This is a genomic window from Herbaspirillum sp. UBA812 (assembly GCF_002296545.1).
GTDB lineage: Bacteria > Pseudomonadota > Gammaproteobacteria > Burkholderiales > Burkholderiaceae_D > Herbaspirillum > Herbaspirillum huttiense.
Map to the genome: position 1 here is coordinate 1 of NZ_DBIC01000203.1, position 16,485 is coordinate 16,485.

14 protein-coding genes are annotated in these 16,485 nt (G+C 62.8%); 10 read left to right on the plus strand and 4 right to left on the minus strand.

The features are described 5' to 3' along the window. On the minus strand, positions 1–3,854 hold a 3,854-nt coding region (locus B3873_RS13445), incomplete at its 3' end, for an FAD/FMN-binding oxidoreductase (protein ID WP_286866663.1). 385 nt (positions 3,855–4,239) lie between these two features. Between B3873_RS13445 and B3873_RS13450 the strand changes: the two genes are divergently transcribed. Continuing rightward, on the plus strand, positions 4,240–4,377 hold the full coding sequence (locus tag B3873_RS13450) for a hypothetical protein (protein ID WP_166675521.1): 138 nt from the start codon (positions 4,240–4,242) through the stop codon (positions 4,375–4,377). 69 nt (positions 4,378–4,446) lie between these two features. Here B3873_RS13450 and B3873_RS13455 read toward each other — a convergent pair whose 3' ends face one another. Further along, positions 4,447–4,938, minus strand: a complete 492-nt coding sequence (locus B3873_RS13455; protein ID WP_209535084.1) for a YqaA family protein — start codon at positions 4,936–4,938, stop codon at positions 4,447–4,449. Between the two features lie 338 nt (positions 4,939–5,276). On the opposite strand from B3873_RS13455, the gene ilvA reads away from it, so the two are divergent. From ilvA to rapZ, 6 genes are all read left to right on the plus strand, one after another. Beyond that, a complete protein-coding gene (ilvA, locus tag B3873_RS13460; protein WP_286866664.1) occupies positions 5,277–6,812 on the plus strand; it encodes a threonine ammonia-lyase, biosynthetic in 1,536 nt (511 codons plus the stop codon). An 84-nt stretch (positions 6,813–6,896) separates the two neighbouring features. Continuing rightward, positions 6,897–7,772 (plus strand): NADPH-dependent 7-cyano-7-deazaguanine reductase QueF, encoded by an 876-nt coding sequence (gene queF / locus B3873_RS13465; protein ID WP_286866665.1) that lies wholly within the window; start codon positions 6,897–6,899, stop codon positions 7,770–7,772. Positions 7,773–8,091: 319 nt separating this feature from the next. Continuing rightward, complete coding sequence (locus tag B3873_RS13470; RefSeq protein WP_039784126.1) at positions 8,092–8,706, plus strand: hypothetical protein; 615 nt, start codon at positions 8,092–8,094, stop codon at positions 8,704–8,706. A gap of 324 nt (positions 8,707–9,030) precedes the next feature. After that, complete coding sequence (locus B3873_RS13475; protein ID WP_034330862.1) at positions 9,031–9,504, plus strand: PTS sugar transporter subunit IIA; 474 nt, start codon at positions 9,031–9,033, stop codon at positions 9,502–9,504. Positions 9,505–9,576: 72 nt separating this feature from the next. Next, positions 9,577–10,515 carry an HPr(Ser) kinase/phosphatase gene (gene hprK, locus B3873_RS13480; protein WP_034330851.1) on the plus strand — a complete coding sequence of 313 codons (939 nt, stop codon included), beginning with the start codon at positions 9,577–9,579 and terminating at the stop codon, positions 10,513–10,515. A gap of 107 nt (positions 10,516–10,622) precedes the next feature. Beyond that, a complete protein-coding gene (gene rapZ / locus B3873_RS13485) occupies positions 10,623–11,489 on the plus strand; it encodes an RNase adapter RapZ (protein ID WP_039784163.1) in 867 nt (288 codons plus the stop codon). A gap of 78 nt (positions 11,490–11,567) precedes the next feature. Here rapZ and mutY read toward each other — a convergent pair whose 3' ends face one another. Both mutY and mutM read right to left on the minus strand, forming a co-directional pair. Further along, positions 11,568–12,710 carry an A/G-specific adenine glycosylase gene (gene mutY / locus B3873_RS13490; RefSeq protein WP_286866666.1) on the minus strand — a complete coding sequence of 381 codons (1,143 nt, stop codon included), beginning with the start codon at positions 12,708–12,710 and terminating at the stop codon, positions 11,568–11,570. Continuing rightward, positions 12,707–13,528, minus strand: a complete 822-nt coding sequence (mutM, locus tag B3873_RS13495) for a bifunctional DNA-formamidopyrimidine glycosylase/DNA-(apurinic or apyrimidinic site) lyase (protein WP_039784124.1) — start codon at positions 13,526–13,528, stop codon at positions 12,707–12,709. Before mutM ends, mutY begins: the two co-directional genes overlap by 4 nt. 223 nt (positions 13,529–13,751) lie before the next feature. On the opposite strand from mutM, the gene B3873_RS13500 reads away from it, so the two are divergent. The 3 genes from B3873_RS13500 to B3873_RS13510 all read left to right on the plus strand — a co-directional run. Next, entirely contained in the window at positions 13,752–15,554 is a 1,803-nt protein-coding gene (locus B3873_RS13500; RefSeq protein WP_121045829.1) for a tetratricopeptide repeat protein, read from the plus strand. Next, on the plus strand, positions 15,551–16,174 hold the full coding sequence (gene lolB, locus B3873_RS13505) for a lipoprotein insertase outer membrane protein LolB (protein WP_286866668.1): 624 nt from the start codon (positions 15,551–15,553) through the stop codon (positions 16,172–16,174). The genes B3873_RS13500 and lolB overlap by 4 nt, the downstream gene beginning before the upstream one ends. Before the next feature lie 63 nt (positions 16,175–16,237). Continuing rightward, positions 16,238–16,485, plus strand: a 248-nt coding sequence (locus B3873_RS13510; RefSeq protein WP_414651539.1) for a 4-(cytidine 5'-diphospho)-2-C-methyl-D-erythritol kinase, incomplete at its 3' end; no start/stop codon positions are given.

The window sequence follows — 16,485 nt, forward strand, 5'->3', positions numbered from 1 at the left end:
AAGCAGGACGGGCAGGAGGTCAGGATCTTGACGTCGCCGGTGAAGCCATCGGCGCGGACCTTGTCGCTGCCCTTCTTCATCTCCTCTTCCTTGCGGAAGCGGACCTGGGTCGAGACATCCGGACGCGACACACCGAAAGTACCCGACTCGCCGCAGCAGCGATCGTTCTTCTCGATCTTCTGCGCGTCCACCGTGGTGATGAGCGAGTTGACGGTCTTCAGCGGATCCTGCTGCTTCATCGGGCTGTGGCAGGGGTCGTGGTACATGTAGCGGGTACCGGTCACGCCTTCCAGCTTGACGCCCTTCTCCAGCAGGTATTCGTGGATGTCGATGATGCGGCAGCCGGGGAAGATCTTCTCGAATTCATACCCCTGCAGCTGGTCGTAGCAGGTACCGCAGGACACCACGACGGTCTTGATGTCGAGGTAGTTCAGCGTATTGGCCATGCGATGGAACAGCACGCGGTTGTCGGTGATGATCTTCTCGCCCTTTTCGAAGTCGCCGGTACCACGTTGCGGATAGCCGCAGCACAGGTAGCCCGGCGGCAGCACCGTCTGCACGCCCACATTCCACAGCATCGCTTGCGTGGCCAGGCCGACCTGCGAGAACAGGCGCTCCGATCCGCAGCCCGGGAAGTAGAACACCGCTTCCGTATCGGCCGTGGTGGTCTTGGGGTTGCGGATGATGGGGACGATCTTGTCGTCCTCGATATCCAGCAGCGCGCGCGCGGTCTTCTTGGGCAGGTTGCCCGGCATCTTCTTGTTGATGAAGTGAATCACCTGCTCCTTGACCGGCGGCTTGCCGACGGTGGCGGGCGGTTTCTGGGTCTGCTTCTTGGCAAACTTCTTCATCAGGTCGTTGCCCAGGCGCTGCGCCTTGAAGCCCCACTGCGTCATCACCTTGCGGGTGGCGTTGATGGTGGCCGGGTCGGTGGCGTTCAAGAAGAACATGGCCGCATTGGTACCGGCATTGAAGGACTTCTTGCCCATCTTGCGCAGCAGGTTGCGCATGTTCATCGAGACATCGCCGAAGTCGATATCGACCGGGCAAGGCGTGACGCACTTGTGGCAGACCGTGCAGTGGTCGGCCACGTCCTCGAACTCTTCCCAATGCTTGATGGAAACGCCACGGCGGGTCTGCTCTTCATAGAGGAAGGCTTCCACCAGCAGCGAGGTCGCCAGGATCTTGTTGCGCGGCGAGTACAGCAGGTTGGCGCGCGGCACGTGGGTCGAGCAGACCGGCTTGCACTTGCCGCAGCGCAGGCAGTCCTTGACGCTGCTGGCAATCGCACCGATGTCGCTCTGCTGCATGATCAGCGATTCGTGGCCCATCAGACCGAACGAAGGCGTGTAGGCGTTGGACAGGTCCGCTTCCATGCCGGGCAGGTTCAGGAGCTTGCCCTTGTTGAAGCGGCCTTCCGGGTCCACGCGCTTCTTGTATTCGCGGAATTCGCCGATCTCGTCTTCGGTCAGGAATTCCAGCTTGGTGATGCCGATGCCGTGCTCGCCCGAGATCACGCCATTGAGCGAACGGGCCAGCTTCATGATGCGCGCCACGGCGACGTGGGCATCCTGCAGCATTTCGTAGTGGTCGGAATTGACCGGGAGGTTGGTGTGCACGTTGCCATCACCCGCGTGCATGTGCAGGGCCACGAAGACGCGGCCGCGCAGCACGCGCTTGTGGATGGCCTGGCATTCTTCCAGGATCAGCTTGAAGGCCGCGCCCGAGAAGATCTGGCGCAATTGCGCCCGCACTTCCTGCTTCCAGGAAATGCGCACGGTGCGGTCCTGCACCACGTGGAAGACGGCGGCTTCGGGCTGGTCGATCAGGCGCTGCTCGAACACCGGCAGCATCTTTTCCAGACCCAGTGCGGCCAGTTCTCCCTTGGCTTCACCCAGCGGCTTGTCCAGGTTGGCCAGCAGGTAGGACCAGCGTGCGTGGGTCTGCTCCAGCAGACTCTCGGCCTGGTGGACGCGGTCTTCCAGCATTTCGGCGGCGGGGATGTCGTCACCCTCGGCGTCGTCGCTCTTGCCCAGCGGCAGGTTGCCCTTGACGAAGAAGCTGTCCAGTTCGGCCAGCAGTTGCAGCTTGTTCTTGATCGACAGCTCGATGTTGATGCGCTCGATGCCGTCGGTGTATTCGCCCATGCGGTTCAGCGGGATCACCACGTCCTCGTTGATCTTGAAGGCATTGGTGTGCTTGGCGATGGCCGCCGTGCGCGAGCGGTCCAGCCAGAATTTCTTGCGCGCTTCCGGGCTCACGGCCACGAAGCCTTCACCCACGCGGTTGTTGGCCATGCGGATGACTTCCGAAGCGGCAGCGGCGACGGCATTCTCGTCGTCACCGACGATGTCGCCGATGAGCACCATCTTGGGCAGCACGCCGCGCTTGGACTTGGTGGCATAGCCGACCGCGCGCAGGTAGCGCTCGTCCAGGTGTTCCAGGCCGGCCAGGATGGCACCGCCCTTTTTGGTTTCGGCGTCGAGGTAATCCTTGATTTCGACGATCGAGGGAATCGCATCGCGCGCCTGGCCGAAGAATTCCAGGCAGACCGTGCGGGTCTGCTTGGGCATCTTGTGCAGGATCCAGCGAGCCGATGTGATCAGGCCGTCACAGCCTTCCTTCTGCACGCCGGGCAGACCCGAGAGGAATTTGTCGGTGACGTCCTTGCCCAGGCCTTCCTTGCGGAATTTCTTGCCGGAGATTTCCAGGATCTCGGTCTTGAAGACTTCGGTCTTCTGGCCCTTTTCGCCGGGATGCGACCACTCCAGCTTGAAGCGTGCCACTTCGACGTCGTGGATCTTGCCCAGGTTGTGGTCCAGGCGGGTCACTTCCAGCCAGTCACCCTGCGGATCGACCATGCGCCAGCTGGCCAGGTTGTCCAGCGCAGTGCCCCACAGCACGGCCTTCTTGCCGCCGGCGTTCATGGCGACGTTGCCGCCGATGCAGGAGGCTTCGGCCGAAGTCGGGTCCACCGCGAAGACGAAGCCGGCCTTTTCAGCCGCATCCGAGACGCGCTTGGTGACCACGCCGGCACCCGAGTAGATGGTGGCGTAGGGCTTGTCCAGGCCGGGCAGGATTTCCATCTCGACCGCGCCCAGCTGTTCCAGTTTTTCGGTATTGATGACGGCCGACATGGGCGTCAGCGGAATGGCGCCACCGGTGTAGCCGGTGCCGCCGCCGCGCGGGATGATGGTCAGGCCGAGTTCGATACAGGCCTTGACCAGGCCGGCCATCTCGTCTTCGCTGTCCGGGGTCAGCACCACGAAGGGGTACTCGACGCGCCAGTCGGTGGCGTCGGTCACGTGGGAGACGCGCGAGAGGCCGTCGAACTTGATGTTGTCCTTGGCGGTATAGCGGCCCAGGACCTTGGTGGCGCGCTTGCGCAGGTCATAGGTCTGGCGGAATTCTTCGGCGAAGTCGCCGATGGCCTTGCGGGCCGCCTTCAGCAAGGCTTCCACGCTGGCGCTGCGGCGCTGGGCCTCGGCGTCGCCGGATTCGGCCAGGTCGGTGGCCAGGCGGCGCTTGTCGACTTCGCTCAGGCGGTGGTTCAGCGCCTCGATCAGGGCGGCGCGGCGCTTGGGGTTGTCCAGCAGGTCGTCCTGCAGATAAGGATTGCGGCGGACCACCCAGATATCGCCCAAAACTTCATACAGCATGCGCGCCGAACGGCCGGTCTGGCGCTTGCCGCGCAGCTCGTCCAGCAGGGACCAGGAGGCTTCGCCCAACAACCGGATCACGATCTCGCGATCGGAGAAGGAAGTGTAGTTGTAAGGGATTTCGCGCAAGCGCGGTGTCGCTGCGCCATGCGGCGCGTCTGTAAGCAAAGCCTGGATCTGTGCGGGGGCGTTCATCGATGTATGAGGTAAATCTGCTGCCGGAGGTGCATTTTAGCCTATTGGCAAAACTCGCGATGGCCGGACCCGGGTTTTGGGCGCGCTTGCATGAGCTTTGAGAGACCTTATGCGGCGGATCGGCGACGTTTGCAGCGAGCAGCGCGGCAATAGCCTCCACCAATTGGATTCATAATAACAATCAATTTCTAAAAGTCGATTGCTAAAATCTATAATTCGTCTCAACCACTCAGCCATCAGGGACATGCCCTGACCCATCCCGCCAAGGAGGCCCCATGTTGCAAACCCTGATGACCGAATTCCTGGAAAACCTGGCCATTACCCTGGCCGACTATGCGCAATGCAAGGCCTGACCGGGCCGCGACGACGCTACAAGGAGATCACCATGCATACCGCCATCCTCAACGAAGACACGGGCCTGACCATGAAGCTCAAGACCCGCCACCTGGCCGTGCTGGGCGTGACGGCGACCTTCCTGGCGATCCGCCTGATCGAGAATCTGGTGCCGACTTTGGCAGGATGATTCACCTGCCTCCCGGAACCCCTGCCACGGCGCCCTTGCGGCGCCGTTTTGCTTCATCTTTTCAGGAATTTACGCCAGCCAGCTGCCCAGCTTGTGCCAGAAGCCATCCGGCACGTTCAACAGCAGCCAGGTCATGAGCACGTAGCGGATGAACTTGCCGATGGCCATATAGAACACCGAAGGCCAGAACGGCAGCCGCAGCCAGCCGGCCAGGGTGCAAATGGGATCGCCGATGCCGGGCAGCCAGGCCAGCAGCATGGTCTTGGCACCGAAGCGCTCCAGCCAGTGGAACCAGCGCGAGGAGCGCTCCTTGGCAAAGGCCTGCTTGGCCCCATAGCCCATCCAATAGTCGACGATACCGCCCAGGGTGTTGCCGAGGGTGGCCACCAGGATCACCGGCCAGAACATCTCCGGACTGGCCTTGATGACGGCAAACACCGCCGGTTCAGAACCCAGCGGCAGCAGGGTGGCCGAAATGAAGCTGATCAGGAACACCGAGGTCAGGCCGACGGTAGGAATGGCGAGGATATTGAGCAGCCAGAGGACGGCGGATTCGATCATGCAGGAGGCAGGTAGGTGGAATCGGCTGGCCGCAGCCAGGAGGGAAACTTGCCACCCGTCAAGCCGGTGTGGTGGCGCAGCGTGCATTCTAGCTGGTGCCACCGGGCCTGAATTCAAGAAGTGAAGAAAGATTCAGCTCCATACCCGCCAGAATACGCGCTTGCAGCGGCCCCGGTGCGGTCCTTTATAATGCCCAGTTCCCCTGGCCCGGACCGGTGACCTGCCAGCCCGGCCCAGGAGGAAATCCCCAGCGGCTTACCCAGCCTTGATTCCTTTTACCCAGATTGCGATATGACCGCGCCTGAACCCGCTGCTGCTCGCCTGACTTCACTTCATTGATGACCAACATGAGTAACGATTATCTTAAAAAGATCCTGACCGCCCGCGTCTACGACGTCGCCCAAGAAACCCCGCTGGAACTGGCGAATACGCTGTCGCAAAGGATTGATAATCGAATTTACTTCAAGCGTGAAGACATGCAGAGCGTGTTCAGCTTCAAGCTGCGCGGCGCCTACAACAAGATGGCCCACCTGACGCCGGCGCAACTGAAGCGCGGCGTCATCTGCGCCTCGGCCGGCAACCACGCCCAGGGCGTGGCGCTCTCCGCAGCCCGCCTGGGCTGCCGCGCCGTGATCGTCATGCCCACCACCACCCCGCAGGTGAAGATCGACGCCGTCAAGGCGCGCGGCGGTGAAGTGGTGCTCTTCGGCGACTCCTTCACCGATGCCTACGAACACGCCTTGACGCTGGAAAAGAAGCAGAAGCTGACCTTCGTCCACCCCTTCGACGATCCCTACGTGATCGCCGGCCAGGGCACGGTGGGCATGGAAATCCTGCGCCAGCACCCGGACCCGATCCACGCCATCTTCGTGGCCATCGGCGGCGGCGGCCTGATCGCGGGCGTGGCCTCCTACGTCAAGGCAGTGCGGCCGGACATCAAGATTATCGGCGTACAGACCACCGACTCCGACGCCATGGCGCGCAGCCTGAAAGCCGGCCGCCGCGTGGCCCTGCCGGACGTGGGCCTGTTCTCGGATGGCACGGCGGTCAAGCTGGTAGGTGAAGAAACCTTCCGCATCGCCAAGGAGCTGGTGGACGAAGTCATCATCGTCGACACCGATGCCGTCTGCACCGCCATCAAGGACATCTTCCAGGACACCCGCAGCATCGTCGAACCCGCCGGCGCGCTGGCCGTGGCCGGAGCCAAGGCCTATGTGGAACGTGCCAAGGCCAGCAAGAAGCCGATCAAGGGCGAGTCCCTCGTCACCATCGCCTGCGGTGCCAACATGAACTTCGACCGCCTGCGCTTCGTGGCCGAAATGGCGGACAACGGCGAGGCCCGTGAAGCGGTCTTCGCCGTCACCATTCCCGAAGAACGCGGCAGCTTCCGCCGCTTCTGTGAAACCGTGGGCCCGCGCAACGTCACCGAATTCAACTACCGCATCAGCGATGCCAAGGCGGCGCATGTGTTCGTCGGTATCCAGGTATCGGCAGCGGATGAAGCAGGCAAGATCGCGCGCAATTTCGAGAAGGCAGGATTTGGCGTGCTGGACCTGACCCATGATGAACTGGCCAAGGTCCACATCCGTCACCTGGTGGGGGGCAAGAGTGAACTGGCGGGCGATGAACTGCTGTATCGCTTTGAATTCCCGGAACGTCCGGGCGCGTTGATGAAGTTCCTTTCCAGCATGAACCCGGGCTGGAACATCAGCCTGTTCCACTACCGCAACCAGGGCGGCGATGTCGGCCGCATCCTGATCGGTGTGCAAGTGCCGAAGAAGGAAATGAAGGAATTCCGCGCCTTCCTGGCCCAGCTGGGCTATCGCCACTGGGACGAAACGAAGAACCCGCTGTACAAGCTCTTCCTCGGCTGATCAACGCCGACGCCGCGCGCCGTTTCCCCGGCGCGCGGCGGCAACATCACAGAACGTCACCCGCAGCACCGCAGGAGTATTCATATGGACCACACCAACCCGCCCGCATCCACCGTCGGCCATTCGCCGGAAAGTTCACCCCTGGGCAAGAGTTCGGAATATCCGACCCATTACGATCCCAGCCTGCTGTTCCCGATTCCGCGCGCGCCCAAGCGCGCCGAATTGCAGATCAGCGGTACCCTGCCCTTCTTCGGCGTGGACCTGTGGACGGCCTATGAAATCTCCTGGCTGAACCTGCGCGGCAAACCCCAGATCGCCATCGCCACCTTCATGGTGCCGGCCGATTCGCCCAACATCATCGAGTCGAAGTCCTTCAAGCTGTATCTGAACTCCTTCAACCAGGAGCGTCTGGAAAGCGCCGACCAGTTGATCGACAAGATGCGCACCGACCTCTCGGCCGCCGCAGGTGCCAGCGTGCAGGTGACGCTGACCGAATCCTCGCAGTTCGGGCAGATGCAGTTTGGTGAACTCTCCGGCCTGCTGCTGGACCGGCTCGATGTGGAAATCGAACCGGCCACCGGCGCGGCCCATCCCGATGGCAGCCTGCTGCGTGCCAATACCGACGAAGCCACCGTGGAAGAAACCCTGGTATCGCACCTGCTCAAGTCCAACTGCCCGGTGACCAGCCAGCCCGACTGGGGCAGCGTGCAAATCCAGTACGTGGGCGCGCCCATCGACCAGGAGCGGCTGCTGAAGTACATCATCGGCTTCCGCGAACACAATGAATTCCACGAGCAATGCGTGGAACGCATCTTCACCGACATCCTGCGCCACTGCAAACCGCAGAAACTGGCGGTCTACGCTCGCTACACGCGGCGCGGCGGGCTGGACATCAATCCCTGGCGCAGCAATTTCTCCAGCGCCAAGCCGCCTTCGCAACTGCGCAACGCGCGCCAGTAAGCGTCGACAATTCATCCCTGCAGGCTGTTCTCCGTGGTGCCAACACCACGGAGTGTCAGCAAATTGTTACAAAATCTTGCACCCAGCGGTGTCGTTGTCCCGTGGGGACAGCCATGGCCGCCATGATTTGGTAACATCTTGCGCTTCAGCAAGATCCACCTGGCGGGATATTTTTGCCACGATGGCAGTCCACACCAGCTGTGGATGAGCTGGCCGGCGACTCGCCTTTTGCCTGTTCCGCGGTCACCATGCCGCCTGCACATCCCCTCGCTTACCCACTTGCCGTCGCGTTTTTTTGCTTTTCCCTTCAATAACAACCATGAAAACCACCACCCAGCTCCGGTGCCAGGCCGAAACCTTCACTTTTGGCGCGATATTGCGCAAAGCCGCCCTCGTCTCTGCCGCCACCTTGGCCCTGGCCCCTGCCGCCCACGCGGAAGACAACCAGTACAGCCTCTGGCAGCAAACCAAGGACCACGCCTCCAGGATCTGGAACCAGGGCGATGACGCCATCTACCTGTCCGGCGTGGCGCACCACGGCCGCAGCACCTACAGCCGCGACAAACTCAATGAACTCAACGAACATGCCTGGGGTGCCGGTTACGGCAAGACCCTGCGCAACGAGCAGGGCAATGATGAATCCCTGTACGGCTTCGTGATCAAGGATTCGCACCGCCATCCGCAGTACATGGCCGGCTATGCCTATGAGTGGGTATTCCCGATCGCCAAGACCGGGCTGGAACTGGGCCTGGGCGGCACCGCCATGCTGATGAGCCGCCAGGATTACTTCCACAGCATTCCCTTCCCGGTGCCGCTGCCGCTGGCCTCCATCGGTACGCAGAAGGCCAAGATCATGTTCGCCTACGTGCCGCGCCTGTCGGCCAACAAGAACAATGGCGACGTGCTGCTGATCTTCGGCCGCATCGAGATGTAATGCACTTCAGCCCGCCGGTGCATGCCGGCGGGTCTGCTTTGCGGCATTCGTCCGGGCCGATGTGACCGGACAACAGATGAGCCGCCCTTTCCTGCCGCGCTTCTTTCCACACATCGTCACACATCATCGCCAACCATCACGGCGTGATATCCCTTGCGGCAACTTGTTGCCAACGATCATCGATCTTTCGTATGCAACTCGTGGCAATTCGGGGTTTTCTGCCCGAAATCCCCTCCTGTTCAGCGCTTTCAAAGCCATCCGGCATCGGCAAAGAAGCCTATAATCCTGCTCAAAGCTTCAGTCCGTAGCAATTCCATGAGCGTCATGACTAATCTCGCAAAAATCCTGTCTCCAGAAAACGTGGTTCTGGATCTGGAAGTGTCCAGCAAAAAAAGAGCTTTCGAACAAGCCGGCCTGACCTTCGAAAACAACAGCGGCATCGCGCGCTCCACCGTTTCCGAAAACCTGTTCGCACGAGAGCGTCTGGGTTCGACCGGACTGGGGCATGGCGTGGCCGTGCCGCACGGCCGCATCAAGGGCCTGAAGGCGCCGCTGGCGCTGTTCATGCGCCTGGCCGCACCGATTCCCTTCGAGTCGCCCGACGGCCAACCGGTGAAGCTGCTGGTGTTCCTGCTCATTCCCGACAACGTGACGCAGCAGCATCTGGAAATCCTCTCGGAAATCGCCGAGATGTTTTCCGACGATGCCTTCCGCAATGAACTCACCGTCGAGTCCGACCCTGCCGTGGTGCATGCCCGCATCGTGACCTGGCAGACCTCGATGGAAAAAGCCGGCTGAGGCCGGCACAATCAGGCTGCACCAAGCCGGCGGCAAGGCCGCACCCTATCCTGTGAGCAGATCCGGATCTCCATGCCCAATTATTCCGCGTTGTCGATTCAGCAGCTGTACGAAGAAAACCGTGAATCCCTGCAACTGGGCTGGTTCGCCGGCTTCCCCGGCGGCGAGCGCCTGATCTCGGGCGATGCCGTCTCGGCCTCCGACCAGGTCGGCCACCTCAACCTGATCCACCCCGGCCGCCTGCAGGTCTTCGGCCATCAGGAAATCGAGTACTACAACCGACTCTCCAACACCTCGCGCGCCTACCAGACCGCCGAACTGGTGGCCGGTGAGCCGCCTGCGTTCATCATCGCGCAAGGCCTGTCGACCCCGCCCGATATCCTGGCGGTGTGCGACGAAAAGAATATCCCGCTGTTTTCCACGCCGCTGCCGGCCGCGCAGGTGATCGATTATCTGCGCGTGTATCTCTCCAAGAAGCTGGCGCAACAGATCACCATGCACGGCGTGTTCATGGACGTGCTGGGCGTGGGCGTGTTGATCACCGGCGAATCGGGACTGGGCAAGAGCGAACTGGGTCTTGAACTGATCTCGCGCAGCCACGGCCTGGTAGCCGATGATGCAGTGGAGTTCGCGCGCATCGCGCCCAACATGATCGAGGGCCGCTGCCCGCCGCTGTTGGCCAACCTGCTGGAAGTGCGCGGTCTGGGTCTGCTGGACATCAAGGCCATCTTTGGCGAGACCGCCGTGCGCCGCAAGATGCGCCTGAAGCTCATCGTCCACCTGGTCCGCCGCAGCACGCTGGAAGAAAACTACGAACGTCTGCCGCTGGATGCGCAATACGAAGAAGTGCTGGGCCTGCCGATCCGCAAGGTGGTCATTCCCGTGGCGGCCGGCCGCAACATCGCGGTGCTGCTGGAAGCCGCCGTGCGCAACACCATCCTGCAACTGCGCGGCATCGACACCCTCAAGGAATTCATCGAGCGTCAGCGGCGCGCCATGAACGGCGAATAAGCCGGACAAGCCGGACGCAAGTTTCCCGCTCACCGGGAAAACTTTCGGTGGCACATTGGCCTACCCGTGCCGCCACGCAGGCGCGGGTGATGCGTTATGATTCCGCCATGCGAATCGTTCTGATCACCGGCATTTCCGGCTCCGGCAAATCGGTAGCACTTCACGTGCTGGAAGACGCCGGCTATTTCTGCGTCGACAATCTCCCGCCCTCCCTGCTGTGCGACCTGGTGCAGACCCGCATCAAGGAAGGTGCAAGCATGCTGGCCGTGGCCACCGATGCCCGCAGTGCCGATTCACTGGCCACGCTGCGCACCGACATCGAGCAGTTGCGCGCCGATGGCCATGACGTCAAGGTGTTCTTCCTGACCGCCTCCGACGAAACCCTCATCACCCGCTTCTCCGAGACGCGCCGCAGCCACCCGCTGTCGCACCGCCTGCTGCCGGGCCGCCCCACCTCATCGGACCGCCTGACCCTGACCGAGTGCATCGCGCTGGAAAAGGACATGCTGGGCGACCTGCAAGACATCGGCCTGGTCATGGACACCTCGCAGCTCAGCTCCAACAAGCTGCGCCGCTGGGTCAAGGACCTGGTGGACCTGGAACGCTCGCCGCTGACCCTCCTCATCGAATCCTTCGGCTTCAAGCACGGCCTGCCGCTGGATGCCGACCTGGTGTTCGACGTGCGCATGCTGCCCAATCCGCACTATGACGCCGAGCTGCGCCCGCTGACCGGACGCGATGCGCCGGTGATCGAGTTCCTGGTGGCCTATCCGGAAGTGGCCGAGATGTACAACGACATCCGCGGCTTCGTCGAAAAGTGGCTGCCCTCCTTCAAGAACGACAACCGCAGCTATCTCACCGTGGCCATCGGCTGCACCGGTGGCCAGCATCGTTCGGTCTATCTGGCTGAACAACTGGCCAGTCATTTCCGCGCCACTGAACAGGTGGTGTGCAGGCATCGCCAGTTGAACTGACAGGTCCGCGCTTCCGAAGTGTCAGGTGCGGGGACTTGAAGTGTCAGGTGTGAGACCCGCAACTGTCAGGTGAACTGTTCAGGCGGTGGCCAGCAGATCGTCCGCCCGCAATACCCCCAGCAAGAGTTTCTTGACCGGTGCCGGCAAGGGCGCATCAGCCAGCTTGCGCGCCGGATACCACACCAGCCCGCCTTCGGCGATGCGATGGCTACGGCTCTTCAGGGCTACCTGGAACGGTGCCACGTGCAGCTTGAAGTGCGTGAAGACGTGCGAGAACGGCTGCAGCTTGCGGCAGCCATCCAGTTCGCCATAGGACGCCACCAGGGTGCGCACGGCAATGTCGAAGTGCTCGGCATTGCCCACGCCGATTTCCGGCAGCGACAGCAGGCCGCCCCAGATGCCGCTGTCGGGGCGCTGCTCCAGCAGCACATCCTCGCCCTGGGTGATGACCAGCATTACCGTTTCCTTTTCCGGCACGGCTTTCTTCGGTTTGCTGACCGGCAGTTCGGCCACGCGATCCTCGGCCAGCGCCACGCAGCGTCCGGCCAGCGGACAGCGCGTGCAAGCTGGCTTGCCGCGCACGCACAGCGTCGCGCCCAGGTCCATCAGGCCCTGGGTGTAGGACTCGATATCCTCTTCCGGGAGCAGGGCCACCGCACGCAGCCACAGCTGGTCTTCGACCGGCTTGGCACCGGGATAGCCATCCACTCCGAACACGCGCGCAAAGACGCGCTTGACGTTGCCGTCGAGGATGGCCGCGCGGCGTCCATAGGAAAAGGCGGCGATGGCGGCTGCAGTCGAGCGCCCGATGCCGGGCAGGTCGGCCAGCAGCCCCGGATCATCCGGGAAGCGGCCACCGTATTCAGCCACCACCCGCTGCGCGCACTTGTGCAGATTGCGCGCGCGCGTGTAGTAACCCAGGCCGCTCCACAGCGCCATCACGTCCTCCGAGGGGGCGGCGGCCAGCGCGAAGACATCCGGACAGCGATCCAGGAAGCGCTGGTAATACGGAATCACGGCAGCGACCTGCGTCTGCTGCAGCATGATCTCGGAGAGCCACACGCGATAGGCATCGCGCGTGTTTTGCCAGGGCAGCTTGTGACGGCCATGCTGCTTCTGCCAGGCGATGACCTCCGCCGAAAAGGAGGGATCTTCATACTGCGCGCCCGCGTTCTCGGCGGTGGACGCCTTCTTGCGGCGCGATTCGACAAGTCCCTTCATTTCTGGCAGCTCACGCAGTAGAAGGTGGAGCGCTGGCCCTGCTTGATCTGGCGGATCGGTGCCGCGCAGATGCGGCAGGGCTCGCCGGTACGGTTGTAGACGAAATAATTCTGCTGGAAGTAGCCCGATTGCCCGTTCACTGCAATGAAGTCGCGCAGCGTGCTGCCGCCCTGCTCGATGGCGGCGGCCAGCGTCTCGCGGATGGCTTCGGCCAGGCGCTCATAGCGCGCCAGACTGATCTTGTACGCCGGGGTCTTGGGATTGATGCGGGCCTTGAACAGGCTTTCCGACGCATAGATGTTGCCGACCCCGACCACGATGTCGCCCGCCAGCAGCACCTGCTTGATGGGGGCGCTGCGGCCACGCGTCTGGTTGAACAGCTCGCGCGCGCTGAACTTGTCTTCCAGCGGCTCCAGCCCCAGGCTGCGCAGCAGCAGGTGCTCTTCGATGTCGCCGTCGCTGAGGTCATGCCACAGGATGGCACCGAAGCGGCGCGGGTCGGTCATGCGCATGACCTGGCCGCCGACTTCGAGGTCGAAGTGGTCGTGCTTCTGTGGCGCGATGCCCGGCGGCAGGATGCGCAGGTGGCCGGACATGCCCAGGTGCACGATGAGCGTGCCATGGTCGAAATGGATCAGCAGATATTTGCCGCGCCGCCCGGTGCTGCGGATCACGCGCCCGGCCAGCAGGGTGTGCAAGCCCTCGGGGAAAGGCCAGCGCAGGCCGGTGTGGCGCAGCACGACGCCGCTGACGGTGCGCCCTTCCAAATGGGGCGCGACCCCGCGGCGGGTGACTTCGACTTCTGGTAATTCAGGCATGGGCTTGCGGATCGCGGTGATCCGGGAGGACGAGCAGGAAGCTGCATATGATAATGCACTTGCTGAAATCAAGACCTGAAGCCGCGTGTGCAACCTCGGGACAGAAGCTTGTCAAAGATGGATTACACTGCGTTATCCGTAGCATCGTCAGTCTCAATGCCGTCAGCAACGCCACGGTTGTTGCGCGTAAAATCGAACCTCTCCGAATCGTCAGGATGACATCTTGAAAAAAACCATCGCCCTCCTCACCAGTTCCCTGCTGCTGACTGCCTGCGCGAGCTTCCAGCAGCCCGGCGACAAGGCGAACGCCCAGGCGGCCACTGACCAGAAGACGGCTTCCTCCAAGCCGGCCAACCGCAAGAAAGCCCCCAAGGCCAAGGTCCAGCAGCAGGAAGACGCGCTGCCGGCCATGGAGCTGAGCGAGGACATCCTTTACAAAGTGCTGACAGCCGAGATCGCCTTCCAGCGCGGCCAATGGCAATCGGCCTACGTGACCATGCTGGCTGCGGCCCAGCAGACGCGCGATCCGCGCCTGGCCAAGCGCGCCGCCGAGATGGCCGTGGCCGCGCGCCAGGCCGGCGAAGCGCTGGTGGCGGTGCGCCTGTGGACCGAACTGGCGCCGCATTCGGATGAAGCCCTGCAGAATTATCTGGGCCTGATCATGCTCTCGGACAGCGTCGACGAAATCGAACCGCTGCTCACCCAGCGCCTGGCCGATGCCGCCCCGCAGGCGCGCGGACCGATGCTGCTGCAGATCCAGCGTCTGCTGGCGCGGGCCAAGGACAAGCAGGCCAGCTATACCATCCTGCAAAACATCAGCAAGCCTTATGGCGACCTGATGGAAACCCATCTGGCCCTGGCCCAGGGTGCCTTCGGCATGGGCGATGGCGCCACCGCCCAGCGTGAAGCCGCCGCTGCCATGAAGATCAAGCCCGATTCGGAACTGGCCGTGCTCACCGCCGCCCAGGTCGCCTCCAACAACAAGGATGCGACCAAGCTGGTGACTGATTTCCTGCGCAAGTATCCGGATGCGCGTGAAGTACGCGTGGCCTATGCCCGCAGCCTGGTCGAGCAGAAGGACTTCAAGCTGGCCCGCACCCAGTTCGAGACCCTGCTGAAGGAAGACGGCGAAGACGCCACCACCCTCTTCGCGCTGGGCGTGCTGTCGGCCCAGACCGACCAGCTGAAGGATGCCGAATACTATCTGCAGCGCTACCTGCAGGTGCTCTCGGCCCAGCCAGAGGAAGACCGCGATCCCAGCCAGGCCCTGCTGCTGCTCTCGCGCATCGCCGAGGAGCGCCGCGATCTGGATTCGGCCCTGCGCTATCTCGATCAGGCTGAGCCCGGCACCGAAGGCTATCTGAACATCCAGGTCCGCCGCGCCCAATTGCTGGCCCGCAAGAACGACATCGAAGGCGCGCGCAAGGCGCTGGAAGATGCGCAAGCCGAATCGACCAACGATGGCGAGCAGCTGCAATTGCTGCTGGCCGAATCGAGCCTGCTGCGCGATGCCAACCGCAACCAGGAAGCGGCCGACGTGCTCAAGGGCGGCCTGCAGCGCTTCCCCAACAATACCGACCTGCTCTACGACTATTCGATGGTCCTGGAAAAGCTGGGCAAGTTCGACGAGATGGAAAAGTCGCTGCGCCGCGTGATGCAGCTGGCACCGGGCAACCAGCACGCGTACAACGCGCTGGGCTATTCGCTGGCCGATCGCAACATCCGCCTGCCGGAAGCGCTGGAACTGATCCAGAAGGCGGCCGACCTGGCCCCGGAAGATCCCTTCATCGCCGACAGCCTGGGCTGGGTACTGTTCCGCATGGGCCGCGCCGAACAGGCCGAAACCCAGATGCGCCGCGCCTATGGCCTGCGCCCCGATGTGGAGATCGGCGTGCACCTGGGCGAAGTCCTGTGGACCAATGGCAAGCAGGACGAAGCCCGCAAGGTCTGGCGCGAAGTCAGCCTCAAGGAACCCAACAATGAAGTCCTGAAAAGCACGCTGTCGCGTCTCAATGTGAAGTTATGAGCAAAACACGCGCTTTTCCGGGGGCTGCTGCCCTCTGCCTGGCCGCTCTGCTCGGCGGTTGCGCCACGGTGTCGCAGGATGCCGTAGCACCGGACACCACCGCGCCGGCTTACCAGTCCAGCATCGAGATCGATGGCCGCATCTCGGTGCAGTACGAGCAGGATGATCGTCCGCAATCGCTGCATGGCAGCTTCTTCTGGAAGCAGACTGCGCAGGAGCTGAACCTGGAGATGTTCTCGCCCTTGGGCCAGACGGTGGCCACCATCAACGTCAAGCCCGGCATTGCCACGCTGGTGCAGTCAGGCCGCGCACCGCAGGTGGCGGCCGATGTGGATGCCCTGGCCGCGCAATCACTGGGCTGGCCGCTGCCAGTCTCGGGCATGCGCCAGTGGCTGCAGGGCAGCGGCATCGACGCCAGCGGCAAGCCCTTCGTGGCCAAGGCTGGCGAGAACGACGCCAGCTTCACCACCCGCGATGGCTGGCGCGTGACCTATGCCAACTGGGAGAACGATGCCGCCAGCGGCCAGACGCGCCCCAAGCGCATCGATCTCACCCGCAGCACGACGCAGGCTGGCAAGGTGGCGATCCGCATCGCCATCGATGGCTGGAAGAAGCCTTGATGGAATGCCTGATGGCTGAACCTGCACCGCGTTTGATCCACCACTGAAGAATTCGTACTGCGCATGACCACCACCCTCACCGCCTGCCCGGCGCCGGCCAAGCTGAACCTGTTCCTGCACGTGACCGGCCGCCGCCCGGATGGCTATCACCTGCTGCAATCGGCCTTCCAGTTGATCGACCGCTGCGACACGCTCGATTTCAGCCTGCGCGAGGACGGGCAGATCCGCCGTACCAATGAGGTCCCCGGCGTGCCCGAGGAGTCGGACCTGGTGATCCGCGCCGCGCACCTGCTGCGCGAGGCCAGCGGCCG